The organism is Streptomyces sp. ICC1 (assembly GCF_003287935.1).
Classification (GTDB): Bacteria; Actinomycetota; Actinomycetes; order Streptomycetales; family Streptomycetaceae; genus Streptomyces; species Streptomyces tritrimontium.
This window is the reverse complement of the sequence record NZ_CP030287.1, coordinates 2,396,956-2,422,488: the sequence shown is the minus strand read 5'-3', so window position 1 is coordinate 2,422,488 and position 25,533 is coordinate 2,396,956. Positions and strand designations below refer to the sequence as shown.

Sequence of the window (25,533 nt, the reverse complement as noted above, 5' to 3'; positions counted from 1 at the left end):
TGTCGGTGACGGTCAGGTGGTGCCGGTGGGTCCTTCGGGCCGGGTGGTGTAGGCGTAGCCGTCGGCTCGCTGGAGGAGACGGAAGTGCTTGTGTCCGATGCCCTGGACGAGGCCCTGGGTGGTTTTGATGTCGAAGCTGCCGGTGGCGCGGACGGCTACCCGGCCGATGTGGGTGCCGGCCTTCTTCCCCTTGAGGACGACGGCGCGGGCGAAGTCGCCGGTCTGGTGGCCGAAGAACGTCTTCTGTCTGGGCAGGCGCTGACGTGGGAAGCCGTACCTGTCGGTGCGGGTGCGGGTGCGGGTGTAGGTGCCGCGCCCGGTTGCGGTGACCGTGAGTATGCGGGCCGGAGTGCGGGTGACGGTGTCGAGGTGGCCGACGCATAGGGCGTCGAGCGTATGGGTCTTGGGCAGGCCGGTCCGCTGCCGGTTCCATTTGGTGCGGCCTCCGGATGCGGTGTGCACCGTGGGGAAGCCGGAGTCGAGGGCGCGCCATAGTGCCCAGCGGGTGGCGTTGACGGCTGCCGCGTCACGGAGTGAAGCTTTGGCCTGAGTGAGGATGCGGGCCAACTTGCGCGGGGATCCTTTGAGGAACTCTTCAACCTGCTGGTTGGACTTCTTCTGGTTGCAGGGGATGCAGGCGGTGCACAGGTTGGAGATGCGGTCGCTGCCACCGCGTGAGCGGGGGTGGATGTGGTCGATGTTGAGCAGGACTCCGGTGATGCCGCAGTAGGCGCAGGCCCTCTCCCACTTGGCGAGGAGGTACTCGCGGGCCTCTGTGCCGTGCAGGGTGCCGTGCAGGGTGCCGTGCTGGTATTCGGTTCCCTCCAGCGGTCCGCCGTGGGACATGGCGTGGGTGTCGAACGCGACCCGTTCCACGTGCACGGTGCGGATGGGTGCCGAACGTGCGAGCCGGGTGGCCCACGACATGGTGGTGTCCACGCGGTGACGCAGTGATGGGGCGAGCCACCCCTTGGAGCGGGTGCGGTTGGAGAAGCGGGGCGCGCGGTAGCGCAGGTTGCCGGTGCGCCTACGGCGCCGGTAGGCGGAACGAGCGGTGAGCTTGTGCCGGATTGCGCTGCCCCGGTGGGTGAGTTCGACCGCGTACAGGCCACGGCGTTCGCCGTCTTTGACGGTGAACACGGCGATGCCGGTGTGTTTGGAGCCGGGGTCGATCCCGAGTTCCACACCATCCACCTGGGATTCGGAGACCGTGCGGTCTTTGAGCCGGATGGCGAACGGGGTGTGCCGGGCCATGACGGCCCGGCCCTGATGGAGGAGCTTGCGGGCTCTGGCAGGCGTAGTCGGTTGCAGCGGATGGCCGTGCTTGTCCAGGACGAACACAGCAGGGTGGCCCTCACGGGCCTTCTCCCCAACCTCACGGTTGGGGGTGACGCCGTCGATGCCAGGTGAGGCATCGGCGGTCTCCCCTCGCACATGTTCCACGTCGGTTACCGCGCGTGTGCGGTGTTCGAGTCCCGTTTCGTCCCCGATCCGGGGGGTGTCTGCTGACTCGAATTCCAGAGCAGCCCGCTGAGGAAGCACGGGCTGGTGGGTCTTCTCGCCTGCGTGGAACGTAGCCAACTTCGTTCACCTCCAAAATGTGTGTCGTTGGCTGGTGCTGGTAACGGCGGCCCTCAACCAAGGCGGCTGAAGGCCCCCTCCTTCAGGGGGGGGATCCCGTGACATGCGGCTGTTCGGGGCGCCCATAGTGGCGCAGCCGGTGAGTTGTACACGCGGGTTTCGGGGCAAGTGGACGCCATCGGGGGGCGGAGCCCGCCGGATAGGGTGTTGCTGCTCGAACTGTCGCTCGTACATGGCAGGTTGAGTTCGATTACGGGTCAGCCGGACGGGTGGTGTCAGTCGGTGCCGGCCGACTCGGTACTCGGCGTCGAGCCGGGCGAGGATGCGGCGCAGTTCGCGGCCGCGCCTGCCGGACATGCCGAGGGCGACGGTCTCGAGGAAGCCGCGGGCCTCGTGGGGGTCGGGGCAGCACTCCCAGACCCCGCAGTCGCCGTCGTTCGCGACCCACAGCCGGCGGTAGGGGTGTCGTACGAAGTCGGCCCAGACCAGGACGGCCCTGGCCGTCACGCCGGGCCAGAGGTGGCTCCGGCTGCGCTCGATCCGGGCCACTTCGGCGTGGGCGCGCGAGGACAGCCCGGCGATGGCGGGACGGTATGCGAGGGGACTGTGTGCGTGGGGCCGGTGCCGGGGACGCTGTCCGGCGCGGATCCGCCCGGGCCGGTTACGCGGCACGGGCCTTTCGGTCGAGGTTCACGAAGCAGGCGAGGTTCACGAGGAAAGTGTCCCAGGGTCCGCCGTCAGCCGGGCCACGCGGTCCGCGTCGCAGGTGCGGGGGCAGGTGACGCAGGTGTCGTCGGGGCGGATCGTGTAGAAGAAGCAGCAGCTCGCCCGGTCGCGCGTGGGCAGTTCCCGGCCGCCGGGGCCCTCGAGCGTGCGGAAGCCCGCGCCGCCCGTGTACGGGGCGGTCGCGCCGGGGAGCAGCAGCTCCAGCTCGTGCGCGGCCCGCCGCTTCTCGGCTTCGCCCAGCAGCTCGGCGACGTACCACAGGCCCTCGACGATGTCGTCGGTCGCCATCCCCCACAGGGCGCGCCGCCCGCGCCGCGTGCGCGGGCCGAAGCCCTCCATGACCGGTTCGAGGTGCCGGGCCACCGCGACCCGGACCTCGTGGCGCAGCGCGTCCTCGTCGGGGACGACCCGGGCCCCACGGAGCGCGGCCGCCGGGTCGTCGGGCAGGCAGGCGAAGGACCCCGTGCGCACGGCCATGTGGCCGTCGGTCCGGTGGTAGGACACGGACCCGGGGAGCAGCAGGGGCACGCGCCGGTCCAGGAACCAGGGCACGGTGACCAGCAGGCAGAACTCCCACGCGTACCGGTGCAGGCCGAAGCCCGCCACCACGTCGGGCCGGGCCCGGCTGCCGTAGTCCCGCAGCACCTGGGCCTCGTCCCACGCCAGGAAGGCGTCCAGGCCCTCGCCGCCCGCCGCGAGCTCGTCGGCGCCGACCCACCCCACACCGCGAGGGGAGGGTTCGTGCGCGGCGAGCTCGGTGACGCGCAGACCGCTGTACGCCCGGCCCAGCCGTGCGTACGCCGACGCCACCGGAGAGCCGGCCGGGGCGTGCGTGCGCAAGGGCTTGACGGCCATGACGGTCATGCGGGACCACCGAATCACGCGATCGTTAACAGGTAAGCCTTACCTTACCTGATCTCTTTCGGATCTGGGATACCCGCCGGGATACCCTCTGGTCAGGTCTAGACCCGTAGGAGGACCGAGTGCACGACACGGCCCGAGCCCGGGTTCCGGCACAGCAGACGCGGAAGGTGACCCGCCCTTCGGTGCGCGGCCAGATCCTCGACGCCCTGCGCGCGGCGCTCGTCGAGGGCGAGCTGGTGCCCGGGGAGATCTACTCCGGGCCGGCGCTGGGGGAGCGGTTCGGGGTCTCGGCGACGCCCGTGCGCGAGGCGATGGCCCAGCTGGCGCTGGAGGGGGCGGTCGAATGCCTCCCGAACCGCGGCTTCCGGGTCCTGACCCGGACCCCGCGGGAGCTGGCGGAGCTGGCCGAGGTCCGGGCGCTGCTCGAGGTCCCGGTGATGCTGCGGCTCGCCCGCACGGTGCCCGCGGAGGCCTGGGCGGCGCTGAGGCCGGCGGCGGCCGCGACGGCGGAGGCGGCGGCCGCGGGTGATCTGGCGCGGTACGCGGACGTGGACCGGGCGTTCCACCGTGCGGTGCTGGCGCTGGCGGGCAACGGCCAGCTGTTGCTGGTGGCGGACGACCTCCACCGCCGCTCCCAGTGGCCCCTCCCGGGGCCCCCGCGGATCCGCCGCGCGGATCTCGTCGCTGACGCGGCGGAGCACACGGCGCTGCTGGCGGCGCTCGCCGCGGGTGACCTGCCGGTCGTGGAATCCCTGGCCCGCGAACACTTCGCCACGGCCTGAGCAGGCCCTGGCGGATCCAGAGCGCCGGCGTGTGAGGCGCGGGGTCCGGGGCGCTGCCCCAGGGGCTCGGGCGCAGCCCGGGGCCGGGGGCCGGGCCGCGCCCGGGGAAAGATCGGTTGCACGGGAGACATGCCACATGCAGGTGCGGGCGCGAGGGGACGGGCGGATCGGACTCAGTGCGCGTCGGCGATGTGCTGGGTGCCGATGCGCTTGCGGAACACCCAGTACGTCCAGGACTGGTAGAGCAGGACCAACGGGGTCGCCACTCCCGCGCACCAGGTCATGATCTTCAGGGTGTACGGGCTGGACGAGGCGTTGGTGACCGTGAGGTTCCAGGCGTCGTTCAGCGAGGACGGCATGACGTTCGGGAAGAGCGTCAGGAACAGCATCGCGACGGCGGCCGCGATGGTGACCCCCGACAGGGCGAACGCCCAGCCCTCCCGGCCCTTGAAGTTGAAGCCGAGCGCCCCGAGCAGTGCGAGGACCGCGACGGTCATCGCCACGAGGCTCCAGCCGTCTCCGCGCGAGACCTGGGTCCAGATCAGGAAGGCGAGCGCCAGGACGGCGGTCACCGCACCGAGCCGCAGGGCCAGCTTGCGCGAGCGGTCCCGGATGTCACCGACCGTCTTGAGCGAGGTGAACACCGTGCCGTGGAAGGTGAACAGGCTGAGGGTGACCAGGCCGCCGAGGATCGAGTAGACGTTGAGCAGGTCGAGGAAGTTTCCGACGTACTCCATGTCCTGGTCGATCTTCACACCGCGCACGATGTTGGCGAAGGCCACGCCCCACAGGAACGCGGGGATCAGCGAGGTCCAGAAGATCGCGTGTTCCCAGTTGGTCTGCCACTTGTCCTCGGGCCGCTTGTGCCGGTACTCGAAGGCGACGCCGCGGATGATGAGGCAGATCAGGATGATCAGGAGCGGGAGGTAGAAGCCGGAGAAGAGGGTGGCGTACCACTCGGGGAAGGCGGCGAAGGTCGCGCCGCCGGCCGTGAGCAGCCAGACCTCGTTGCCGTCCCACACGGGCCCGATCGTGTTGATCAGGACCCGCTTCTCCTTGCGGTCGCGGGCCAGCAGCTTGGTCAGTACGCCGACTCCGAAGTCGAAGCCCTCCAGGAAGAAGTAGCCGATCCACAGGACGGCGATGAGCACGAACCAGACGTCGTGGAGTTGCATGGTGTGGTCTCCCCAGCCTCAGTACGAGAAGGCCATCGGCCGGTCAGGGTTCTTGTCGTCCCCGCCGATCTTGGTGGGCGGGTTGAGGTCGGCCTCGGTGAGCTCGGGCGGGCCGATCTTGACGTACTTCACGAGGAGCTTGACCTCGATCACGGCGAGCACGGCGTAGAGCAGCGTGAAGCCGATCATCGACGTGAGCACCTCGCCCTGGGAGACGTGCGGCGAGACCGCGTCCCTCGTGCGCAGCACTCCGTAGACCACCCAGGGCTGGCGGCCCATCTCGGTGAAGATCCAGCCCCAGGAGTTGGCGATGAGCGGGAAGCCCATGGTCCACAGGGCGACGATCCAGTACCAGTGGGTGAACTTGGGGCTCAGGGCCTTCTTGAAGAGGACCAGGTGCGGGACCTCGTTCTCACCGGTGCGCAGCCCCGGCGGCAGCATGAACTTCTTGCGGGTGAGCCAGAGCCCCAGCATGCCCACGCCGAGGGAGGCCATGCCGAAGCCGATCATCCAGCGGAAGCCCCAGTAGGCGACGGGGATGTTGGGCCGGTAGTCCCCGGGCCCGAACTTCTCCTGCTCGGCCTTGTTCACGTCGTTGATGCCCGGGACGAACGAGGTGAAGTCGTCGTTGGCCAGGAAGGACAGCAGGCCCGGGATCTCTATGGCGACCTTGTTGTGGCCCTGCTCGACGTCGCCGTAGGCGAAGACCGAGAAGGGTGCGGGCGCCTCGCCGTCCCAAAGCGCCTCGGCGGCGGCCATCTTCATCGGCTGCTGCTTGAACATCACCTTGCCGAGCAGGTCTCCGCTGATGGCGGTGCCCAGGCCGGCGATGATCATGACGACCAGGCCGAGCCGCAGCGAGGTCCGCATGACCGGGACGTGCCTCTTGCGGGCGAGGTGGAAGGCGGCGATGCCGACCATGAACGCGCCGCCCACCAGGAAGGCCGCGGTCATCGTGTGGAAGAACTGGGTCAGCGCGGTGTTCTGGGTGAGCACCAGCCAGAAGTCGGTGAGCTCGGCCCGGCCGCGCTCCTCGTTGATCCGGTAGCCGACCGGGTGCTGCATCCAGGAGTTCGCCGCGAGGATGAAGTACGCCGAGAGGATGGTGCCGATGGAGACCATCCAGATGCAGGCCAGGTGGATCTTCTTCGGCAGCTTGTCCCACCCGAAGATCCACAGGCCGATGAAGGTGGACTCGAAGAAGAAGGCGATGAGCGCCTCGAAGGCCAGCGGGGCTCCGAAGATGTCACCGACGAACCGCGAGTAGTCCGACCAGTTCATGCCGAACTGGAACTCCTGGACGATGCCGGTGACGACACCCATCGCGATGTTGATCAGGAAGAGCTTGCCCCAGAACTTGGTGGCCTTGAGGTACTTCTCCTTTTCCGAACGCACCCAGGCGGTCTGCAAGATCGCGACGAGCGCGGCCAGCGAGATCGTCAGGGGGACGAAGAGGAAGTGATAGACGGTGGTAATACCGAACTGCCATCGCGCCAGGGTCTCTGGCGCCAGAGCTAGGTCCACGTCGTCGTCTCCTTCGTTTCGCCCGTGGTCACAGCCGCAGTTTGTCTCTTGTATCCCACTCAATCCGGGAGGAAGCAGGACACGCTTGTGAACGCGTTCACATTCACAAGCATTATGTCGTACTGCTGTCGGCGTCTTCCAGGGGGGGTACCTCTAGCGAATACATTCAACAGATTGTTGAATGCGAGCCATGAAGATTCGAATCCTGTGGCCCGCGGGCCACCTCACCGCGACCCTCGACGAGACCCCGACCGCCAAGGCGCTCGCCGGGGCACTCCCGATTTCCGCCTCCGCCAACACCTGGGGCGAGGAGGTCTATTTCGACACCGGCGTCTCCGTGGCGCTGGAGGACGACGCCCGCCAGGTCGTCGAGCCGGGCACCGTCGCGTTCTGGACCGAGGGCGACGCGCTCGCGCTGCCCTACGGTCCGACGCCGATCTCCCGCGGTGGCGAGAGCCGCCTGGCGAGCCCCTGCAACGTGCTCGGCTCCTTCGACGGCGACCCCCGCCTGCTGGCCACCGTCCGCGACGGCGACCCCATCCGGGTGGAACTGGCCTAGGCCCTGCCCTGCCTTGCCCCGCCCTGCCCCGCCCGGGCGGACGGGGCCCGGGCCGGGAGGCCCGCCCCGGCTAGAACTCCTTGAAGAACGCCGCCGCCGTGTTCAGGAAGAGGTCGTTCGCCTCCGGCTCGCCGATCGTGACCCGCAGGCCCTCGCCCGCGAAGGGCCGGACCACCACTCCGGCCTTCTCGCAGGCCGCCGCGAAGTCGGCGGTCCGCTCCCCGAGCCGCATCCACACGAAGTTGGCCTGCGTATCGGGCACGACCGTCCAGCCCTGGGCCAGCAGCGTCCCGTGGACCCGAGTGCGCTCGCTCACCAGCGACCCGACCCGGCCCATCAGCTCGTCCTCGGCCCGCAGGGAGGCGACCGCCGCGTCCTGGGCGAGCTGGCTGACGCCGAAGGGCACCGCCGTCTTGCGCAGCGCCGCGGCCACCGGCTCGTGTGCCACCGCGAAGCCCACGCGCAGGCCCGCGAGCCCGTACGCCTTGGAGAACGTGCGCAGCACCGCGACGTTCGGGCGGGTGCGGTAGAGCTCGATGCCGTCCGGCACCTCCGCGTCGCGGACAAACTCCTTGTACGCCTCGTCGAGGACGATCAGGATGTCCGAGGGCACCCGGTCCAGGAAGCGCTCCAGCTCGGCACGGCGGACGGCGGTGCCGGTGGGGTTGTTGGGGTTGCAGACGAAGATCAGCCGGGTGCGTTCGGTGATCGCGTCGAACATGGCGTCCAGGTCGTGCACGTCGCCGTCGGTCAGCGGGACCTGGACGGACGTCGCACCCGAGATCTGCACGATGATCGGATAAGCCTCGAAAGACCGCCAGGCGTAGATGACCTCGTCGCCGGGGCCCGCCGTCGACTGGATCAGCGACTGGGCGACCCCGACGGATCCGGTGCCGGTGGCGATGTGCTCGACCGGAACCCCGAACCGCTCCGCGAGCTCGTTCGCCAGACCCGTGCACGCCATGTCCGGGTAGCGGTTGAACTGGCCGGCCGCCGCGACCACGCTCTCCAGCACCCCAGGCAGGGGCGGGTACGGGTTCTCGTTCGAGGACAGCTTGAACGCCACGGGACCGCCCGCCGCGGCGGGCCTCCCGGGCTTGTAGGTGGGGATGCCGTCCAGCTCGGCGCGCAGCCTCGGGCTCTTCTCGCTCACCGCAGGTCCTCCTCGACCATCCCGTACGACGTCGCCGTCGACTCAATACTCCTCACCTTATGAGGATTCCGTCCATCCGAGAACGGCAGGCGCCAGGAATGCGGGAGAGCGCACGCATATATGCGTGCGCCGGTGGCCTGCGCCGTGGCGCGCGTCCCTCGTACAGGTGAGTTGAGACCGGCCCGAGAGCGGTCCGTTTTGGCATGCCCGGGCCCGACGACAAGTGCACCCGACACTCTCCGCAACCAAACACCTCTATTTCCAAGGTCATTGGGGGTGGCGAACCGTGCAGAATCGTGCCTGTCAACGCCTGCATATGCATCCGGACCACCCGGGCCACCGAGCCCTACTATCGGCACGCCATGACAGCAGCAGGGAAGCATCAGGTGAGCCGGACCGAGACCACCCGGCGGGCCGCCGGCCGACAAAGCCGGGCCGGCATCAGGGACGTGGCCGCCGCGGCGGGCGTCTCGATCACGACCGTCTCCGACGCGCTCAATGGCAAGGGGCGGCTGCCGGACGCCACCCGCCGCCACGTTCGCGAAGTCGCAGACCGGCTGGGCTACCGCCCCTCCGCGGCGGCCCGCACCCTCCGTACCGGCAAGTCGGGCCTCATCGGCCTGACCGTGACTACGTACGGGGATGAACCTTTCACCTTCACCGAATTCGCGTACTTCGCCGAGATGGCCAGGGCCGCCACCTCCGCCGCGCTCGCTCGCGGCTACGCCCTCGTCATCCTCCCCGCCACCTCCCGACACGACGTCTGGTCCAACGTGGCCCTCGACGGCACCGTCGTCATCGACCCCTCCGACCACGATCCCGTCGTCACCGAACTGGTCCGCCAGGGCCTGCCCGTGGTCTCGGACGGCCGCCCGGCCGGTTCACTCCCCGTCACCGCGTGGGTCGACAACGATCACGAGGCCGCCGTACTGGGCCTCCTCGACCACCTCGCCGCCGCCGGCGCCCGCCGCATCGGGCTGCTGACCGGCACCACCACCGACACCTACACCCGGCTCTCCACCACCGCCTACCTGAACTGGTGCGAGCGCGTGGGCCAGGATCCCGTCTACGAGTCCTACCCCGCCCACGATCCGTGCGCCGGCGCCGTCGCCGCCGACCGGCTGCTCGCCCGGCCCGACCGGCCCGATGCCGTCTACGGGCTCTTCGACCCCAACGGCACCGACCTGCTGGCCGCCGCCCGGCGCTACGGCCTGCGCGTTCCCGAAGACCTGCTGCTCGTGTGCTGCAGCGAATCCACCGTGTACGCCAACACCGAACCGCCCATCACCACCCTGTCCCTCAAACCGCGCCGCATCGGCACCGCCGTCGTACAGCTGCTCATCGACGCCATCGAGGGCGTCGACACGGGTGGCCCCGTCGAACAAGTCGTCCCGACCGAGCTGATCATCCGCACCTCCTCCCAGCGCAGGCAGCCCCGTACGACCGTCAGTCCGCCCCGCTCCCCGGCGCAGGACTGACCACCACGCCGGCCCACCGGCGGGGCCGCCGGCCCCGCCGAGGATTTCAGCAACACCGATATCGGGAGAAAACACCAGGAACGAACGGCTCCGGACAGGATTCACCACCCCTGGTGCGTCACAGAGCGCGAGCTGCATTCCTATGATGGGCGCACGACATCACGGACCCTCCGCCCCGGAGGCGGAAGGGTCCGCAGGTGTACGGCAGCGCGACGGTGGTGGAGGGGTCGATGACTCAGGGGGCCGGTCAGGGACCCGCGGTGCGGACTGACACCGAGCGGGACTTCCGGTTGCCGGTCGCCGAACCAGCCCCGCATGCCGTGATCGCGGCGCCGACCGGGCTTCCCGGTGCCGCCTCCGTCCACGGCGCGTACCCCGCGTACTACGACCAGCCCCCGGCTCCCGTCCCCCCACAGCACGGGTACGGCTACGGACATGGCTACGGCGAACCCGTGCGCGCCATGGGCCACGCCGCGGAGGAGGACGAGCCCGACGAGGGCTACACCCCGACGCAGCGGGACCTGCCCGTCATCGGGCTCGGCGCCCTCGGCGGCCCCGGTGACACCGTCCAGGTCCAGTACGTCCCCCAGGAAGCCTCGGCGGACGGCCCGGGCCCGCTCTACGTCGTCGGCGACGTCCACGGCTACCTCGACGAACTCGTCACCGAGCTGCGGGCGCAGGGGCTCATCGACGCCGACCACAACTGGTCCGCCGGCAACGCCCGGCTCTGGTTCCTCGGCGACTTCACCGATCGCGGCCCCGACGGCATCGGGGTCATCGACCTCGTCATGCGGCTCTCCGCCGAGGCCGCCGCCGCCGGCGGCTACTGCAAGGCGCTCATGGGCAACCACGAGCTGCTCCTCATCGGCGCCAAGCGGTTCGGCGACACGCCCGTCGCCTCCGGCGCCGGCACCGCCACCTTCCAGGCGGCCTGGCTCCTCAACGGCGGGCAGCGCACCGACATGGAGCGCCTCCAGGACGTCCACCTGCAGTGGATGTCCCGGCTGGACGCGGCGGTCCTCGTGGAGGACCACCTGCTCCTGCACTCCGACACCACCGCCTACCTCGACTACGGCGACTCGGTCGAGGACGTGAACGACACCATCCACGAGCTGCTCAACCGCAACGACGCCGACATCACCTGGGACCTGTTCCGCAAGTTCACCAAGCGCTTCGCCTTCCGGGACGAGGACAGCGGCCCCGCTGCCGTCCGCGAGCTCCTCGGCACCTACGGCGGCAGCCGCGTCGTGCACGGGCACAGTCCCATCCCGTACCTGCTGGGCGAGGTGGGCACCGAGGACGGCGACGCGTCGCGCGGTCCGGAGGCCGTGGTGGGCCCCCACGTCTACGCGGAAGGCCTGGCCATCGCCATGGACGGCGGTGTCACCATGGCGGGCAAACTGCTCGTCGTACAACTCCCGCTGAACGACTAGGGCTTCCCGGAGCAGGGTATTTCCGGAAAGCCCCTGTCAAGGCACGGCATGGGCGCTCTACCATCGCTCTATCCGTAGCAGGCTCTCCTCCGTTTGTGCCGGCGCCCGGGTCTACGCGGGCATACCGGCTTCTACGGAGCATCGGGGGATGCACATGACCAGCGCTCCGCACCTGCTCACCGAAGACCGACCGGAGTTCGATCGGCTCCTCGAAGAGGCGCTGCGCACAGCGAACGACCGGCCCGAGCTCGCCTCCATAGGCGAACGGCTGAACGCCGAACAGCTGCGCACCATGGCCATGGGGGCCACCGCGCTGCTGACAGCCGCGGCGGCGGCCGAGTACGACCACTACGTGAAGGTCCGCAAGCAGCGGCAGGACGAGATCCTGTCCACGCCCGGAACCACGGCGGAGGAGGGCGGCGGACAGGGCACGGGAGGCGGCGCGGGCGTCAGTGCCGTGGTCGCGGTCCTCGCGCCGGTCCTGGCCGGCACCGCCATGCTGATCTTCCTGATGGTGGGCTACATCCTGAAGATGATCGAGCCCGAACCCGCCTTCGCCGAAACGATGCTGACGGCGGGCTGGCTCTTCGGCGGGCTCACGGCCGCGGCCCTGCTCTTCGCCGTCATCGGCCTGCTGGTGACGGCGGTCCGCAACAGTTCCACCGAGGTCGTGGCGGACGAGACCGAAGCGGTGCCCGACGAGGTGGCGCGGGCCCGGGAAGCCTGGCGCAACGCCCTGCTGGAGCGCGGCATCATGCCGTTCCTGCGGGACGCGCTGGCCGACCCCAGCGCGGCTGCCGCGCTTCCGACCCAGCGCAAACCGGGGGCCGGGCGCATCCCCAACCTGGGATACACCCGGCCCGATTTCACCAGCCCCGGGGCCCCTTCGGAGGGTCCCCGTCCCGGCTACTCGTCTCCGGACTTCACCAGCCCGGACTTCGGCGGCCCGGAGTCCGAGCCGCGGTGACTTCCCGCTACTTGGTCTCCACGGGCTTGATGTTGCGGTCCTCCCTGCTCAGCGCCTTGTGCGCGAACCGGGCCAGGCCGTTCGCACCCGGGGTGGGCTGAGGACTCGCTGCCGCCCACACCCCGGTGCAGACGAGTGCGTCCGGAGTACCGGGGTCGATGTCGCAGGAGGTCTCGTAGACGAGGCCACCCGTGGTCAGCACCTCGACGTTGACGATGTTGGCCTGCTCGGAGATCGACACCGCACACGCGTCTTCGGGGTAGGTCTCCCCCGTAGTGGTCAGGTCGTACCAGCGCCAGGGGGTCACGTTGGGCTGCAGGTCGCGGATGCCGGCGTAGGTGACGCCTGCCGAGAGCACCGCCTTGACCTCGCGAGATGCCGCGGGCCGGTGGGCGTCGACGTCGTAACACACGCCGCTGGCGCCCCGCGGGCCGGTGGGACCGGTCGGACCCGTCAGACCGTTGGTGCCCGCCGTACCCGTCGGACCGGTCGGACCCGTCAGACCGTTGGTGCCCGCCGTACCCGTCGGACCGGTCGGGCCGGTCGGACCGGTGTAGCCGCGCGGACCCGTCGGTCCCGTGTTACCCGTTTGCCCCTTGGGTCCGCGCGGACCCCGTGGGCCGGTCGGGCCCACCTTGCACTTGTCGTCGCGATCCAGCTGCACGGTCTCGACAGCCGCGTCCTGGGCCCGGGTGGCGTCCGGCCTGTGCTGCCCGGACTTGCAGGAGTCCGAATTTCCGGACGCCGCGGCCAGCCCGACGGCCGGGGACGCCATTCCCGCCAGCACCAGGGCCACCGAGGCGAACGTGCCTCCCACCAGCCACCCGGCCCGTCGGGGCACCGGCCCCAGGTACGTACGGGCCTTCTTCTCAGAACTCATCTACCGCTCCTCGCGCACACCGGATCGAATGAACCTACGAAGCCCGGAAACAAGACCAGGCTCCGCGGGCCATCCTGAGGATCCGAATCTCCCGAGTCCGACCGGCGCGCCCATCGGTCAGCGGAACGGAGCAGCGCGCACGGCCACTTGGCCGCCCGGGACACGGCCACTCGGGGCCACACACCGGCGCGGCGCACCCGCCCGGCCGAAGGCCGTCCCTAGGGTCAGCCGCCGTGAAGCCGACCATTTGCCTCTGCATGATCGTGAAGAACGAGGCCGCCGTCATCGAGCGCTGCCTCGACTCCGTGCGGGACCTCATCGACACCTGGGTCATCTCCGACACGGGTTCCACCGACGGCACCCAGGACCTCGTCCGCGAAGCATTGCGCGGCATCCCCGGAGAACTCCGCGAGGAGCCCTGGACGAACTTCGGGCACAACCGGAGCCTGAACATCGGCCATGCCCGCGGCAAGGCCGACTACCTGCTGCTCCTCGACGCCGACCTCGTCCTGCGCCGCACCGGCCGGCTGCCCCCGCTCACCGCGGACTCGTACATGCTGCGCCACGAGGGCACGACCGAGTACCGGATCAAACGCCTGGTCCGCGCCGGCCTTCCCTGGCGGTACGAGGGCGTCACCCACGAGTACCTCACCTGCGACCGCCCCGACGAGAACGACCAGCGCCCCGGAATCCAGGAGAACCTGGACGCACTGGTGATCGAGGACTACGCGGACGGCGGCTCCCGACACGACAAGTTCGAGCGGGACGCGCGCCTGCTCGGCGCAGAACTGCTGCGGGACCCGTCGAACCCCCGCACCGTCTTCTACCTCGCCCAGACGATGCGCGACATGGGCGACACCGCCGAGGCCATCCGCCTCTACGAGCGCCGCGCGGCCATGGGCGGGTGGAACGAGGAGGTCTACTTCGCCCTGCTCCAAGTCGGCGTCCTGAACGGCGAGTCCGGGGACCACCCCGCAGCCCTGGACGCCCTCTCCCGGGCCTGGGAGTCCCGGCCTGCCCGCCTGGAGGCCTGCTACGAACTCGCTTCCAGGCTGCGCCTGCTGGGGCGCCACCACACCGCGCACGCGATCACCAGGGCGGTTCTGGACCGGCCGGAGCCGGAGGACCTGCTCTTCGTCCAGCCGTGGGTGTACCGGTGGGGGCTGCTCTTCGAGCACTCCATCACCGCGTATTGGGTGGGGGACATGTCCGCCTCGCTGCGCGCCTGCGACCGACTGCTGGCCCTGCCCGATCTGCCGGAGTCCTACCGGCGCCAGACCGAAGCCAATCGGGACTTCGCGGTGAGCCGTGTTTCACGTGAAACATCGGTCCCTGTTTCACGTGAAACATCGGAGCACTCACCCGCCTAGTGCCGGGTCGAAAGCGGGCCGGCGTGTGCGCCGCCCGACCTGAGGTCAGATCGACGGACCCCCCGCTGCTGCGTAGCCGGGGGCCGTGGATGATGGCGTTGGCGGCCGGAACCGTGGCCGACGCCAAGACCGAGGAAAGCCCATGTCGACTGCCGGCCACCGGCCCACCGCGCCGTGGAGCCCCGTCCCGCACCGGCGACTCGGCAAGTGGCTCGCCATCGGTGGTTGCACCGGAGCCTTGGGCTGCGCCGCGCTGGCAGTCCTGGCAACCGTCCTCGCGCCGGTGCTGCTGGTCGCGCTGATCGCCCTGGGACGGCTTTGGGTCCCGGGAGCTCCGGGCGACGCCGTCGTGCTGACCGATGCCGAGCTGGCGGGAGTGTGGACGGACGAACGGGGCGGCAGCCTCGTCCTGGCCGGGGACGGGACGTTCAGTGCCTCATCCGCCTGTGGCGACTACTCCGACCCCGAGAGCGGGGCGGGTTCCGGATCCGATCCCACCCCGGTCAGGACGGGCACAGGCACCTGGGACACGGACTCGGACACACCGATCGGGGGCGGGCCACCGCAGTCGACCGTGCGCATCGCCTTCGGCCCGGATGAAGCGAGCACCCAGTACGAGGCGACCGGCACGACCGCGGCCCCGACGCTGTGGACGTACATCGGCGATCCCGACCACGGCGAGCGCTGCATCCTGAAGAAGCAGCGGGCGCGCTGAGCGGCGGATGTCCTGCGAGATCTTCTGGGACACCGTCTCCCGTCCCCTCGGCCGAGGGGACGGTGGCGGTGGCACCGCTGACGCCGGCGCAGCTGAAGGCTGTCGCCTTCAAAGAACGGCGAGCCGAGCGGCGCTTCGCGGATCTCAAGCAGTCGCTCTCCTCCTGCCGGACCTACGAAGGCGAGGGTTGGACCGGAAACAAGACGTTCGTCGTCGTGCGGACGGGCAACACCATCGCGTCCTTCTCGGCGCTCAACGTGGGCGGAACCTCATCGTTCCCAGCCGACCTCATCGCCCAGCAGGTCGAGCGCCTCCGCGCGGCCCAGCGAACAGGCGCACCCCAGTAACGACAGCGGCCCGCGACTCCCCCCATGAAGGTCGCGGGCCGGTCGGTCCGACGGGGTCAGTCGGCCAGCGGGAGGTACACGCGGTTGCCCGCGGCCGCGAACTCGGCGGACTTCTCCGCCATGCCCGCCTGGATCTCCTCGGCCTTGAGGTCGCCGCCGTGCTGCCGGCGGATGTCCTGCGAGATCTTCATCGAGCAGAACTTCGGACCGCACATGGAGCAGAAGTGCGCGGTCTTCGCCGGTTCGGCCGGGAGGGTCTCGTCGTGGAACTCACGGGCCGTGTCCGGGTCGAGGGCCAGGTTGAACTGGTCCTCCCAGCGGAACTCGAACCGCGCGTCCGACAGGGCGTCGTCCCACTCCTGGGCGCCCGGGTGGCCCTTGGCCAGGTCTGCCGCGTGCGCCGCGATCTTGTACGTGATGACGCCGGTCTTCACGTCGTCGCGGTTCGGCAGGCCCAGGTGCTCCTTGGGCGTGACGTAGCAGAGCATCGCGGTGCCCCACCAGGCGATCATCGCGGCGCCGATGCCCGAGGTGATGTGGTCGTAGGCGGGCGCGACGTCCGTGGTCAGCGGGCCGAGCGTGTAGAACGGCGCCTCCTCGCAGATCTCCTGCTGAAGGTCGATGTTCTCCTTGATCTTGTGCATCGGGACGTGCCCGGGGCCCTCGATCATCGTCTGCACGTTGTACCGCTTGGCGATCGTGTTCAGCTCGCCCAGCGTCTTCAGCTCCGCGAACTGCGCCGCGTCGTTGGCGTCCGCGATCGAACCGGGACGCAGCCCGTCACCCAGCGAGTAGGTGACGTCGTACGTCGCGAGGATCTCGCAGAGCTCCTCGAAGTTCGTGTAGAGGAAGTTCTCCTTGTGGTGTGCCAGGCACCACGCTGCCATGATCGAACCGCCGCGCGAGACGATGCCGGTCTTGCGGCGCGCGGTCAGCGGCACGTACGACAGCAGCACGCCGGCGTGGACCGTCATGTAGTCGACGCCCTGCTCGGCCTGCTCGATGACCGTGTCCTTGTAGATCTCCCAGGTCAGGTCCTCGGCACGGCCGTCGACCTTCTCCAGCGCCTGGTACAGCGGCACGGTGCCGATCGGAACGGGAGAGTTGCGCAGCACCCACTCGCGGGTGGTGTGGATGTTGCGGCCGGTCGAGAGGTCCATGACCGTGTCGGCGCCCCACTTGGTCGCCCAGGTCATCTTGTCGACCTCCTCCTCGATCGAGGAGGTGACGGCGGAGTTGCCGATGTTGGCGTTGACCTTCACCAGGAACCGCTTGCCGATGATCATCGGCTCGATCTCGGGGTGGTTCACGTTCACCGGCATGACCGCGCGACCTGCGGCGATCTCCTCGCGGACGACCTCGGGGGAGACGTTCTCGCGGATCGCGACGTACTCCATCTCCGGGGTGATCTCGCCCCGGCGGGCGTACGCGAGCTGCGTGACGGCGGCGCCGCCACGGCCCCGGCGGGGCTGGCGCGGGCGACCCGGGAAGACCGCGTCGAGGTTCTTGAGGCCACCGCGCGGCGAGGTGTGCTTGATGCCGTCGTCCTCGGGGCGCACGGGACGGCCCGCGTACTCCTCGGTGTCGCCGCGGCCGATGATCCAGTTCTCGCGCAGCGGCGCCAGGCCGCGGCGGACGTCGGTCTCGGTCTGCGGGTCGGTGTACGGCCCGGACGTGTCGTAGAGCGTCACGTCCTTGCCGTTGGTGAGGTGGACCTGGCGGACCGGCACCCGGATGTCGGGCCGGGAGCCCGCCAGGTATCCCTTGTGCCAGCCGGGCTGGCGCTCGGTCTGGCCGTCGGCGTCCTGGCTGACGGCAGGCGTGCGTGCGTCCTGAATGGTCATGAGACCTGATCTCCCTACGCCGGCATTACCCGGTAACAGGTTCGGCGGTCGACGCAGCCTCTTCCCGTACACATCTCTGATGTGCGTACGGTGATCAGCGCCCTCTCAGCCCGGTGCTCCGAGCTCCCGCGTTGTGCAAAGTAGCCCCCACGCTAGCGTCATCTGTGGCGTGCTGAACAGTGGGCCCCCTCATCTGTTGCGATGATCAGCCGGTGACGTCCTCGCCGCATCCCCCCACCGAGCCCACAGATCCCTCGGATCCCGCCGGTCACACCGGCCACGCGCACCCGGAGCCGGGGCACTCCCACGGACACTCCCACAGCCATGGCCCCGCGGCCCCCGTGTCGAAGCACCTGCGGAAGGTGATCGCGGCCGTGCTGATCCCCTTCGCCACCGCCGTGGTGATCGGCATGGCGGTGCTGTGGCCGGGCGGCGCCCCGGGCCACGAGCGCACCGGGGTGGGATTCGACCGGCAGACCCAGCAGGGCAAGGTCGTCTCGCTGGAGCAGGTCGACTGCAAATCCGTGAACGTGGCACAGGTGCCCGCCACGGGCGACACCTCGACCCCCGAGGGCCGCGAAGCCGTGGCCTCCCAGACCGGCGACTGCAAGAAGGCCACCGTCGCGGTCGGCAGCGGCCCGGACAAGGGACGCGAGTTCGTCGAGATCGTCCAGCCCGGCGCGCCACGCCAGTTGACGAACGGCCAGGAAGTGGTGGTCGCCTACGCGCCGGACGCGCCGCGGGACCTCCAGTACTCCGTGATCGACGTGAACCGCAAGCTCCCCATGGCCGTACTGGCCGGCATCTTCGCCCTCGCCGTCGTCCTCGTCGGGCGGATGCGCGGGCTGTTCGCGCTCATCGCGCTGGCCGTCAGCTTCGCCGTACTGACCCTCTTCATCCTCCCGGCGATCCTTCAGGGATCGAACCCGCTGGTCGTGGCGGTGGTCGGGGCCAGCGCGATCATGTTGATCGCGCTCTACATGTGCCACGGCCTGACCGCCCGCACCTCGGTCGCGGTCCTCGGCACCCTCGTCTCACTGCTGCTGATCGGCCTGCTGGGCTCGCTGTTCATCGACTGGGCGGTCCTCAGCGGCAACACCGACGACAACACCGGGCTGATCCACGGGCTCTACCCCGACATCGACATGAGCGGTTTGCTGCTTGCGGGTGTCATCATCGGATCGCTGGGCGTACTCGACGACGTGACGGTCACCCAGACGTCCGCGGTCTGGGAACTCCACCAGGCCGACCCCTCGATGGGTCCGCGAGGCCTGTACCGGGCAGGCATCCGGATCGGTCGCGACCACATCGCCTCCGTGGTCAACACCTTGGTACTGGCCTATGCGGGCGCGGCGCTGCCGCTCCTCCTGCTGTTCTCGATCGCGAACAGCAGTATGGGTTCGGTGGCCAACAGCGAGCTGGTCGCGGAGGAGATCGTACGGACCCTCGTGGGCTCGATCGGACTGGTCGCCTCGGTACCCGTGACGACGGCGCTGGCCGCGCTGGTGGTGTCCGCCGACCGCACGCCGGGCCCGGCGGCCGCGGCGGCCGCGGGGCCGCAGCGCGGCGGCCGGGGCCGGCGGCGCAAGCGTTGAAGGGGCGGACCGGCGGGCGCGACTGGTCAGGCCGCGCACACGGCCGGTCGCGGGGAACGGCAATGCGGAGCACTCAGCGCGTCGGCACGCTGAGCCGTGATGCGGTGTCACTCGTGTGCGGTGGTGCGTAAATCCGTCGGGTCGTGAGGCCGGTGCGCGTACATGCGGCGCCGCGTACGCACGGCGTCGCCGTCAGCCCGCGTTCTGCTCGTTCTGCTGGGATTCGGCCAGGATTTTGTCGAGCGCCTCGTCGAGGTTCTCCTCGAAGTCCCCGAGGTTGCGCTCCTGGCCGAGCGGAACGATTCGGTCGGTGCGGTCCAGGAACGCCACGAGTGGCGCCGCGCTCGCCCGGAAGAGGGCCCGGTCCGCGCCCACCTGCAGTCGGATGTGGACATCGGACAGCTCCTCCGGGTCGGTCGGAGCGATGTGGACGTCACCGTCGCCGCACGGCTTGTTGATGCCGTCGAGAAGAAGTTCCCGGCCGAACGCCCACGTGACGGGAGCGTCTCCGGGAAGGTGGAAGGTCAGGCGGACCGCGTAGGGGTCCCGAGCCTCGTACCGGAGCTCCACCGGGATCCGGAACGAGAGTTCCTCGGAAACGAGGAAGCTCATCATGACCTCTGCCTGTACCGACTCGCGCATTGCTTACCCCGCTGTAGTGGAAGTGGCCAGGAATGATCCCCCAAGGCCCTCTTGACAAGAGTGGTGTAAGCGCTTGCAGATCACAAGGAGTGAGTTTTCAGATACTGATAGAGAACGAGAGGGTGCTCAACAGCGCGCCTACTTCACTCCGTAGTCGATCGACCGCATAGAGCAATCGATCCTCTTGGTGCACAGGGAGAGAAATCGCCATGGTCGCGGCCGTATCGCCCGCGGTGATGGGGATGGCCGCGCACACCGTGCCGAGGGAGTACTCCTGACGCTCAGTCACCGGCTGCATCCGCTCCATGGAGCCGATCCGCTGCTCGAGGGCGTGGAGATCCCGGACGGTGTAGGGGGTGACGGCCTCGACCGGGTGCCGGTCGTAGTAGTCCTTGCGCGTCTTCTCGTCGAGCTGGCCGAGCAGGCACTGCCCGATGGCGTGCGCGTGGCCGGTCTCGCGGAAGTCGGCCCACTCCTCGCAGGCCGGGTGGGCCGCGGTGTCCGATACGCCGACGACTTCGATCTCACCCTCGCGGTAGACCGCGAAGTAGACGGGGGCCCCGACCGCGTCGCGGAAGTGCGCGAGGGAGTCGAGGATCATGCTGCGACGTTTCTGCTGAAGCCCGCCACCGGCCAGCCGGCCCGCGGCGTCCCCCAGGACGAAGACGCCGCTCTCCCTGCGCAGATAGCCCTCGTGCGTCAGGGTGCGCAGCAGGTGGTACGCGGTGGGAAGCGGGAGCCCGGCCTCGCGCGCCAGCTGTTTGGCCGGGGCTCCCTCGCTATGGGAGCCCACAGCTTCGAGCAGCCTCAGCGCCCTCTGCACCGAACCGATCAGGGTCGGCACGGCGTTGTGAACCGAAGACAAAAGCTCACCCCCAGGCGTGGCGGCGGGCCGGAGGGGCCCACCCTGCGGGGGCCGCCCCCGCGTGCGCCGTGACTCCTGGGGGTCGTGCTCGGCGGCTGTTTGAAAGAACCGCTGGTCAGGGCGGCAGTACCGGCTTTCGGTGCCCAGGGAACGGCACAGATTGCCACTCTATCCGCCGATTCCCGGGCTGTGAGCGGTTTAGTGCTTCACGTTCCCTCGCCTGGGTTAACCCGGTGCCGCCCCGGTCGCGTGCGTCCTACCACTCTCCGGCGGAAGACTTGGAGCGGCCGCCGGAGAACTTCTTCACGACGAAGATCAGACCGCCGACGAGGGCCACGAGGAGGAGCCCCTTGAAGAGGAAGCTGATCAGCGCGCCCAGGACGGTGGTGATCACACCGCCGAAGACGAAGAGCACCAGCAGCGGAGTGGCGACCCACTTGACCCACCAGGGCGTGCCCTCGAATATCCCTCGGATGCCTTCCATGTCCCAACCTCTTCCTTGTCCGTGACTTCCTGCTTTCGATGCTAGGAGGCCACGGGCGCCCGCGGGGGCCCGCGAGCCCCCGCAGTCCCCTGATCCGACCCCTAGGGGGACCGGGCCCCGAACCCTCACCCAGCCTGCCGGTTCACCCCTCCGGCGGGGAGAAGACCACCATCACCTTGAGGTTCTCGGTGATGTGGTGGAACTTGTGCGGCACCCCCGCCGGGACGTACACCACGCTCCCGTTGGCCACCGTCGTCGTCTCCTCCCCGACGGTGATGGACGCCCGGCCGCTCACGACGAAGTACACCTCGTCCTGGCCGTGGGGCTGTTGCGGATCGGTCTGCCCTGCGTCCAGCGCGTAGAGCCCGACCGACATGTTCCGCTCGCGCAGGAACTGCAGGTAGGCACCCTCGTTCGCGGCGCGCTCGGCCTCGAGCTCGGTCAGCCGGAAGGCCTTCATCGTTTTTGCACCCCTTGTGCTCTCTCGTGCCCCGAGCATCCGCAGATCAGCTGATGTTCCACCGGGATCATCTCTGCAACGATCGGACACATGACGAACTTCGTACTCAAGACCCTCGCCAACGCCGCGGCCCTGGCCGTCGCCATCTGGCTCCTCGCGGGCATCACGCTGGACGACGGCAGCAGCCTGGGCCGCCGCACCGTCACGCTGCTGCTGGTCGCGCTGATCTTCGGCCTGGTCAACTTCATCGTCAAGCCCGTGGTGAAGCTGTTCTCACTGCCCCTCTTCATCCTCACCCTCGGACTGTTCACCCTCGTGGTGAACGCGGCGATGCTGCTGCTGACCTCGTGGCTGGCCGATCAGTTCGACCTCAGCTTCCACGTCGACGGCTTCTGGACCGCCGTCGTCGGCGCCCTGATCATCTCCATCGTCTCCTGGGCCGTGAACATGGTCCTGCCCGACAAGAACTGAAGCGGCCGCCCGTGTACCGCGTGTGCTTCGTCTGCACCGGCAACATCTGCCGCTCGCCCATGGCCGAGTCGGTCTTCCGCGCCCACGTGGCCGACGCCGGGCTCGCGGGCCTGGTCGGGGTCGACAGCGCCGGCACCGGCGGCTGGCACGAGGGGGACGGCGCCGATCCGCGCACCGTCGCCGTCCTCGAGGCCGCCGGGTACGAACAGGACCACCGGGCCCGCCAGTTCCGGGCCTCCTGGTTCGCCGGGCTCGATCTCGTCATCGCGCTCGACGTCGGCCACGTCCGGGACCTGAGGGCGCTCGCCCCCACCCCGCAGGACGCCGCCAAGGTCCGGCTGCTGCGGTCCTACGACCCGGCGGCCCCGGCCGCGCGGGGCGACGTACCCGATCCCTACTACGGCTCCCTCGCCGGATTCGAGGAGTGCCTGGGCCTGGTCGAGGCGGCGAGCCCCGGCCTGCTGGACGCCGTACGCGAAGCCGTGAAGGAGCACACCCCATGAGCGCACCCGACAGCGCGCCCCGCCGGCCGCGGCCGTTCGGCGACGGCACCGTGGCCGTCCGCGCCGGCCTGCCCGAGCCCGTCAAGAACGAGCCGCCCCTGCCCGGGCCGGTCTTCGCCGCCCACTTCCACCTCCCCGGAGACGTGGACGGCCCCTATGCCTACGGCCGCGACACCAACCCCACCTGGACCCTGCTGGAGCGGGCCATCGGGGAACTGGAGGCCCCCGGGCTGGACGGGGCCGACACCGTCGTCTTCGCCTCGGGCATGGCCGCCGTCTCCGCCGTCCTGCTCTCCCAGGCGCGCGCCGGCGACACCGTCGTGCTGCCCGACGACGGCTACCAGGTCCTGCCGCTCGTCCGGGAGCAGTTGGAGGCGTACGGAGTCCACGTGCGCACCGCCCCCACCGGCGAGGACGCCCAGCTCTCCGTCCTCGGCGGAGCCCGGCTGCTGTGGCTGGAGACCCCCTCCAACCCCGGGCTCGACGTCTGCGACGTGCGGCGCCTCGTGGACGCGGCGCACGCCGGCGGAGCCCTGGTCGCCGTCGACAACACCCTCGCGACCCCGCTCGGCCAGCGGCCCCTCGAGCTGGGGGCCGATTTCTCGGTGGCCAGCGGCACCAAGGGCCTGACCGGCCACGGGGACCTGCTGCTCGGCTACGTCGTCTGCCGGGACGCGGAGCTCGCCGCGGGCATCCGGCGCTGGCGCAAGGTGGTCGGCGCGATCCCCGGCCCCATGGAGGCCTGGCTCGCGCACCGCTCCCTGTCCACCATCCAGCTGCGCGCCCAGCGGCAGTGGGCCAACGCGCTGGCCGTCGCGGAGGCCCTCGGCGACCGCACCGACGTCACCGGGCTGCGCTACCCGGGCCTGCCCTCGGACCCGTCCCACAAGACGGCGGCGCGCCAGATGCGCGGCTTCGGCTCGATCGTCTCCTTCACCCTGCCCGACCGCGCGCACGCGGAACGGTTCATGGCCTCGCTGCACCTCGTCGAGGACGCCACCAGCTTCGGCGGGGTGCGCTCCACGGCGGAGCGGCGCCGGCGGTGGGGCGGCGACGCCGTGCCGGAGGGGTTCATCCGCTTCTCCGCCGGGGCCGAGGACACGGAGGACCTGGTCGCCGACGTGCTGCGGGCCCTCGACGCGGCGCTCGGGGACGCCTGAACAGCCGCCGGACAGACGGTCCGAGCCTCCCGCCCGGCGGCTCGGACCTCCCGGCTCCCGGTCCCTCGGACCCCGTGTGCGCGCGTGTTTCGAGGGCACGCGTTTCAGAAGCGGAAGTCTGGGCCACTCTTCTCCCATGACCGAACGTCCAGTGGTCAAACGCACCGCCCGCGCGATCCTGCTCGACGGTGACGACCTGATCCTCATCAAGCGCACCAAGCCCGGCATCGACCCGTACTGGCTCACCCCCGGCGGGGGCGTGGAATCCTCGGACCCCACCGTCGTCGAAGCCCTCCACCGCGAGCTCCACGAGGAACTCGGCGCGAAGATCACCGATGTCGTGCCCTGTTTCGTCGACACCGTCGAGCACATCGCCGACAGAGGGGTGACCGGCGTCAAGGTCCAGCACTTCTTCGTCTGCCACCTCGAATCCATGGACCCCAGCCAGCGGCACGGCCCCGAGATCGACGAGCCGGAGGGCGAGTACGAGATCGTGCGCGTGCCCTTCAGCCGCGTCGGCATCGCGGCCGTCCACCTCGTCCCGCTGTCCCTGCGCCACTACCTCGACGGCAACATCGAGGGCGTGCGCGCGATGCACGCCCCCGACCTGGGCTGATCCCGGCCCGAGGTGGGCCGACCACGACCGGCCTCGACCGATCCCGACCGACCGCGGGCGCCTGCCGGAATCAGCCGGCGACGCCCGCCAGCTCTTCCACCGCGTCGTGCAGGATGCGCTCCCCGGGGATTCCGATCCGCTTCAGCGCGTCCACCCCGCTGCGGATCATCGCCGCCGGCCCCGAGACGAAGGCGTCGTAGGAGCTCCAGGGCCCGTGGGTGCCGACGGCCTGCGGCAGCTGTCCGGCCAGCCCCTCCGCGCAGACCACCGGGCGCACCGACAGCCAGGGGTGCGAGCGCTGCAGCCCCAGCAACGTGTCCTTGTCGTACAGGTCGTTGTCGCTGCGCGCCCCGAAGAACACCTCGACCGGCCGCCGTTCGCCGTGTTCGGCCACGTCCTCGATCAGGGCCTTGATCGGGGCGATGCCGGTGCCGCCGCCCAGGCAGAGCATGCCGTTGTCGGTGGTGTGGTCGACCACCATCGACCCCGCCGGCGGCCCCAGCCGCAGTACGTCGCCCGGCCGGGCGTGCCGTACGAGCGCGTTGGAGACCCATCCCGCCGGAACGGCCTTGACGTGGAAGGACAGCAGGCCGTCCGCGCGCGGGGCCGAGGCGAAGGAGTAGTGCCGCCACACCCTCGGCCACCACGGGGTCTCCAGGCTCGTGTACTGGCCCGCGAGGAAGGGGTACGGCTGGTCGGGGCGGACGGTGAGCACCGCGATGTCGGACGTGCGCAGATCGTGCGAGACCACCTCCGCATGCCACCACGGCGGCGCCTCGGTCTCGGCCTCGGCCGCCGCGTCGATCATGATCTGGGAGATCGCGGTGTACGCCCGGGCCCACGCGGCCTCGGTCTCCGGCCCCCAGCTGGACTCCGCGTACCGGGCCAGCGCGCCGATCAGGGCTTCTCCCACCGGGGGGTAGTGCGCCGGCTGGGTGCCGTACTTGCGGTGCCCGGTGCCCAGCCGGCGCAGGTAGGCGGTGAGCACCTCCGGGTCGTCGATGTGCTCGGCGGCCGTCAGCAGGGCCTTCAGCAGCCGGTCACGCTGTACGTCCATCGCCGCGGGGAACATGCCCCGCAGTTCCGGGTGTCCCGTGAACACCAGGGCGTAGAAGTAGGAGGTCACCTTGTCGGCGACGGGTGCGATCTCCGCGAGGGTCCGGCGGATGAGCACGGCATCGGGGGAGGGCTCGGGCGCACCGTCCCCGGACGGTATCCGGGCTGTCCCCCGTCTTGCCGATCTGGTGGGCGGAGCGTCCATGCGGTGCCTCGCTTCGAACATCTCGGTAGGTCTGCACACGCCACGGCCTTCGAATCCGTGGTTCCGGGTTTCACAGCG

25 protein-coding genes and 1 riboswitch are annotated in these 25,533 nt (G+C 70.0%); of the genes, 13 read left to right on the top strand and 12 right to left on the bottom strand.

Annotated elements, in window-relative coordinates:
• Positions 1-12: 12 nt before the first annotated feature.
• Positions 13-1,443: an RNA-guided endonuclease IscB gene (gene iscB / locus DRB96_RS11520; protein ID WP_239516052.1), complete on the bottom strand. Its 1,431-nt coding sequence runs from the start codon at positions 1,441-1,443 to the stop codon at positions 13-15.
• Positions 1,444-2,289: 846 nt separating this feature from the next.
• Positions 2,290-3,162 carry a (2Fe-2S)-binding protein gene (locus DRB96_RS11510; protein ID WP_112453343.1) on the bottom strand — a complete coding sequence of 291 codons (873 nt, stop codon included), beginning with the start codon at positions 3,160-3,162 and terminating at the stop codon, positions 2,290-2,292.
• A 128-nt stretch (positions 3,163-3,290) separates the two neighbouring features.
• Between DRB96_RS11510 and DRB96_RS11505 the strand changes: the two genes are divergently transcribed.
• Positions 3,291-3,953 (top strand): GntR family transcriptional regulator, encoded by a 663-nt coding sequence (locus tag DRB96_RS11505; protein WP_112448358.1) that lies wholly within the window; start codon positions 3,291-3,293, stop codon positions 3,951-3,953.
• A gap of 173 nt (positions 3,954-4,126) precedes the next feature.
• On the opposite strand, the gene cydB is transcribed toward DRB96_RS11505, so the two are convergent.
• Both cydB and DRB96_RS11495 read right to left on the bottom strand, forming a co-directional pair.
• Entirely contained in the window at positions 4,127-5,128 is a 1,002-nt protein-coding gene (gene cydB, locus DRB96_RS11500) for a cytochrome d ubiquinol oxidase subunit II (RefSeq protein ID WP_112448357.1), read from the bottom strand.
• Positions 5,129-5,146: 18 nt separating this feature from the next.
• On the bottom strand, positions 5,147-6,652 hold the full coding sequence (locus DRB96_RS11495) for a cytochrome ubiquinol oxidase subunit I (RefSeq protein WP_112448356.1): 1,506 nt from the start codon (positions 6,650-6,652) through the stop codon (positions 5,147-5,149).
• A gap of 190 nt (positions 6,653-6,842) precedes the next feature.
• Between DRB96_RS11495 and DRB96_RS11490 the strand changes: the two genes are divergently transcribed.
• Complete coding sequence (locus tag DRB96_RS11490) at positions 6,843-7,211, top strand: cyclophilin-like fold protein (protein ID WP_112448355.1); 369 nt, start codon at positions 6,843-6,845, stop codon at positions 7,209-7,211.
• 70 nt (positions 7,212-7,281) lie between these two features.
• Here the strand turns inward: DRB96_RS11490 and hisC are convergent, their stop codons facing one another.
• Positions 7,282-8,364 (bottom strand): histidinol-phosphate transaminase, encoded by a 1,083-nt coding sequence (gene hisC / locus DRB96_RS11485; protein ID WP_112448354.1) that lies wholly within the window; start codon positions 8,362-8,364, stop codon positions 7,282-7,284.
• Between the two features lie 362 nt (positions 8,365-8,726).
• Here hisC and DRB96_RS11480 point away from each other — a divergent pair, with 362 nt between their 5' ends.
• From DRB96_RS11480 to DRB96_RS11470, 3 genes are all read left to right on the top strand, one after another.
• The gene (locus DRB96_RS11480; RefSeq protein ID WP_112448353.1) at positions 8,727-9,842 is read left to right on the top strand and encodes a LacI family DNA-binding transcriptional regulator; all 1,116 of its coding nucleotides are present in this window, start codon (positions 8,727-8,729) and stop codon (positions 9,840-9,842) included.
• Positions 9,843-10,072: 230 nt separating this feature from the next.
• Positions 10,073-11,275 carry a metallophosphoesterase gene (locus tag DRB96_RS11475; RefSeq protein WP_239516018.1) on the top strand — a complete coding sequence of 401 codons (1,203 nt, stop codon included), beginning with the start codon at positions 10,073-10,075 and terminating at the stop codon, positions 11,273-11,275.
• A 148-nt stretch (positions 11,276-11,423) separates the two neighbouring features.
• Positions 11,424-12,242 carry a hypothetical protein gene (locus tag DRB96_RS11470; RefSeq protein ID WP_112448352.1) on the top strand — a complete coding sequence of 273 codons (819 nt, stop codon included), beginning with the start codon at positions 11,424-11,426 and terminating at the stop codon, positions 12,240-12,242.
• A gap of 7 nt (positions 12,243-12,249) precedes the next feature.
• Here the strand turns inward: DRB96_RS11470 and DRB96_RS42830 are convergent, their stop codons facing one another.
• Positions 12,250-13,122, bottom strand: coding sequence for a collagen-like protein (locus DRB96_RS42830; protein ID WP_204357692.1), 873 nt, complete (start codon positions 13,120-13,122; stop codon positions 12,250-12,252).
• Between the two features lie 233 nt (positions 13,123-13,355).
• Here DRB96_RS42830 and DRB96_RS11460 point away from each other — a divergent pair, with 233 nt between their 5' ends.
• From DRB96_RS11460 to DRB96_RS11450, 3 genes are all read left to right on the top strand, one after another.
• A complete protein-coding gene (locus tag DRB96_RS11460) occupies positions 13,356-14,492 on the top strand; it encodes a glycosyltransferase (protein WP_239517719.1) in 1,137 nt (378 codons plus the stop codon).
• Positions 14,493-14,634: 142 nt separating this feature from the next.
• Complete coding sequence (locus tag DRB96_RS11455; protein WP_112448350.1) at positions 14,635-15,207, top strand: hypothetical protein; 573 nt, start codon at positions 14,635-14,637, stop codon at positions 15,205-15,207.
• A gap of 68 nt (positions 15,208-15,275) precedes the next feature.
• Entirely contained in the window at positions 15,276-15,554 is a 279-nt protein-coding gene (locus tag DRB96_RS11450; protein ID WP_162688473.1) for a hypothetical protein, read from the top strand.
• Between the two features lie 56 nt (positions 15,555-15,610).
• Here DRB96_RS11450 and thiC read toward each other — a convergent pair whose 3' ends face one another.
• A complete protein-coding gene (gene thiC / locus DRB96_RS11445; protein ID WP_112448348.1) occupies positions 15,611-17,398 on the bottom strand; it encodes a phosphomethylpyrimidine synthase ThiC in 1,788 nt (595 codons plus the stop codon).
• A riboswitch (TPP riboswitch) is annotated at positions 17,393-17,538 on the bottom strand. (Overlaps the previous gene by 6 nt.)
• 39 nt (positions 17,539-17,577) lie before the next feature.
• On the opposite strand from thiC, the gene DRB96_RS11440 reads away from it, so the two are divergent.
• Positions 17,578-18,993: a YibE/F family protein gene (locus DRB96_RS11440; protein WP_112448347.1), complete on the top strand. Its 1,416-nt coding sequence runs from the start codon at positions 17,578-17,580 to the stop codon at positions 18,991-18,993.
• A 192-nt stretch (positions 18,994-19,185) separates the two neighbouring features.
• Here the strand turns inward: DRB96_RS11440 and DRB96_RS11435 are convergent, their stop codons facing one another.
• From DRB96_RS11435 to DRB96_RS11420, 4 genes are all read right to left on the bottom strand, one after another.
• A complete protein-coding gene (locus DRB96_RS11435) occupies positions 19,186-19,635 on the bottom strand; it encodes an SsgA family sporulation/cell division regulator (protein ID WP_112448346.1) in 450 nt (149 codons plus the stop codon).
• Between the two features lie 97 nt (positions 19,636-19,732).
• Complete coding sequence (locus DRB96_RS11430) at positions 19,733-20,470, bottom strand: helix-turn-helix domain-containing protein (RefSeq protein ID WP_112453341.1); 738 nt, start codon at positions 20,468-20,470, stop codon at positions 19,733-19,735.
• 286 nt (positions 20,471-20,756) lie between these two features.
• The gene (locus DRB96_RS11425; RefSeq protein ID WP_204357691.1) at positions 20,757-20,984 is read right to left on the bottom strand and encodes a DUF5326 family protein; all 228 of its coding nucleotides are present in this window, start codon (positions 20,982-20,984) and stop codon (positions 20,757-20,759) included.
• A 142-nt stretch (positions 20,985-21,126) separates the two neighbouring features.
• On the bottom strand, positions 21,127-21,444 hold the full coding sequence (locus DRB96_RS11420) for a cupin domain-containing protein (RefSeq protein WP_112448345.1): 318 nt from the start codon (positions 21,442-21,444) through the stop codon (positions 21,127-21,129).
• A gap of 90 nt (positions 21,445-21,534) precedes the next feature.
• Here DRB96_RS11420 and DRB96_RS11415 point away from each other — a divergent pair, with 90 nt between their 5' ends.
• The 4 genes from DRB96_RS11415 to DRB96_RS11400 all read left to right on the top strand — a co-directional run bounded on the left by DRB96_RS11415 (position 21,535) and on the right by DRB96_RS11400 (position 24,194).
• Positions 21,535-21,915, top strand: coding sequence for a phage holin family protein (locus DRB96_RS11415; protein WP_112448344.1), 381 nt, complete (start codon positions 21,535-21,537; stop codon positions 21,913-21,915).
• An 11-nt stretch (positions 21,916-21,926) separates the two neighbouring features.
• Entirely contained in the window at positions 21,927-22,418 is a 492-nt protein-coding gene (locus DRB96_RS11410; RefSeq protein WP_112448343.1) for a low molecular weight protein-tyrosine-phosphatase, read from the top strand.
• Positions 22,415-23,578, top strand: a complete 1,164-nt coding sequence (locus DRB96_RS11405; RefSeq protein WP_112448342.1) for a cystathionine gamma-lyase — start codon at positions 22,415-22,417, stop codon at positions 23,576-23,578. Before DRB96_RS11410 ends, DRB96_RS11405 begins: the two co-directional genes overlap by 4 nt.
• 136 nt (positions 23,579-23,714) lie before the next feature.
• Positions 23,715-24,194, top strand: a complete 480-nt coding sequence (locus DRB96_RS11400) for an NUDIX hydrolase (RefSeq protein WP_112448341.1) — start codon at positions 23,715-23,717, stop codon at positions 24,192-24,194.
• A 70-nt stretch (positions 24,195-24,264) separates the two neighbouring features.
• Here the strand turns inward: DRB96_RS11400 and DRB96_RS11395 are convergent, their stop codons facing one another.
• Positions 24,265-25,476 (bottom strand): globin domain-containing protein, encoded by a 1,212-nt coding sequence (locus tag DRB96_RS11395; RefSeq protein WP_112448340.1) that lies wholly within the window; start codon positions 25,474-25,476, stop codon positions 24,265-24,267.
• Between the last annotated feature and the right edge of the window lie 57 nt (positions 25,477-25,533).

What these genes read in the sequence shown, in the direction of transcription:
- DRB96_RS42830 (WP_204357692.1), bottom strand. Translation starts at nt 13,122, where the DNA reads ATGAGTTCTGAGAAGAAGGCCCGTACGTACCTGGGGCCGGTGCCCCGA.
- DRB96_RS11415 (WP_112448344.1), top strand. Translation starts at nt 21,535, where the DNA reads ATGACGAACTTCGTACTCAAGACCCTCGCCAACGCCGCGGCCCTGGCC.
- DRB96_RS11475 (WP_239516018.1), top strand. Translation starts at nt 10,073, where the DNA reads ATGACTCAGGGGGCCGGTCAGGGACCCGCGGTGCGGACTGACACCGAG.
- thiC (WP_112448348.1), bottom strand. Translation starts at nt 17,398, where the DNA reads ATGACCATTCAGGACGCACGCACGCCTGCCGTCAGCCAGGACGCCGAC.
- DRB96_RS11510 (WP_112453343.1), bottom strand. Translation starts at nt 3,162, where the DNA reads ATGGCCGTCAAGCCCTTGCGCACGCACGCCCCGGCCGGCTCTCCGGTG.
- DRB96_RS11405 (WP_112448342.1), top strand. Translation starts at nt 22,415, where the DNA reads ATGAGCGCACCCGACAGCGCGCCCCGCCGGCCGCGGCCGTTCGGCGAC.
- DRB96_RS11420 (WP_112448345.1), bottom strand. Translation starts at nt 21,444, where the DNA reads ATGAAGGCCTTCCGGCTGACCGAGCTCGAGGCCGAGCGCGCCGCGAAC.
- DRB96_RS11455 (WP_112448350.1), top strand. Translation starts at nt 14,635, where the DNA reads ATGTCGACTGCCGGCCACCGGCCCACCGCGCCGTGGAGCCCCGTCCCG.
- DRB96_RS11435 (WP_112448346.1), bottom strand. Translation starts at nt 19,635, where the DNA reads ATGCGCGAGTCGGTACAGGCAGAGGTCATGATGAGCTTCCTCGTTTCC.
- DRB96_RS11400 (WP_112448341.1), top strand. Translation starts at nt 23,715, where the DNA reads ATGACCGAACGTCCAGTGGTCAAACGCACCGCCCGCGCGATCCTGCTC.
- cydB (WP_112448357.1), bottom strand. Translation starts at nt 5,128, where the DNA reads ATGCAACTCCACGACGTCTGGTTCGTGCTCATCGCCGTCCTGTGGATC.
- DRB96_RS11480 (WP_112448353.1), top strand. Translation starts at nt 8,727, where the DNA reads ATGACAGCAGCAGGGAAGCATCAGGTGAGCCGGACCGAGACCACCCGG.
- DRB96_RS11490 (WP_112448355.1), top strand. Translation starts at nt 6,843, where the DNA reads ATGAAGATTCGAATCCTGTGGCCCGCGGGCCACCTCACCGCGACCCTC.
- DRB96_RS11395 (WP_112448340.1), bottom strand. Translation starts at nt 25,476, where the DNA reads ATGTTCGAAGCGAGGCACCGCATGGACGCTCCGCCCACCAGATCGGCA.
- DRB96_RS11470 (WP_112448352.1), top strand. Translation starts at nt 11,424, where the DNA reads ATGCACATGACCAGCGCTCCGCACCTGCTCACCGAAGACCGACCGGAG.
- DRB96_RS11425 (WP_204357691.1), bottom strand. Translation starts at nt 20,984, where the DNA reads ATGGAAGGCATCCGAGGGATATTCGAGGGCACGCCCTGGTGGGTCAAG.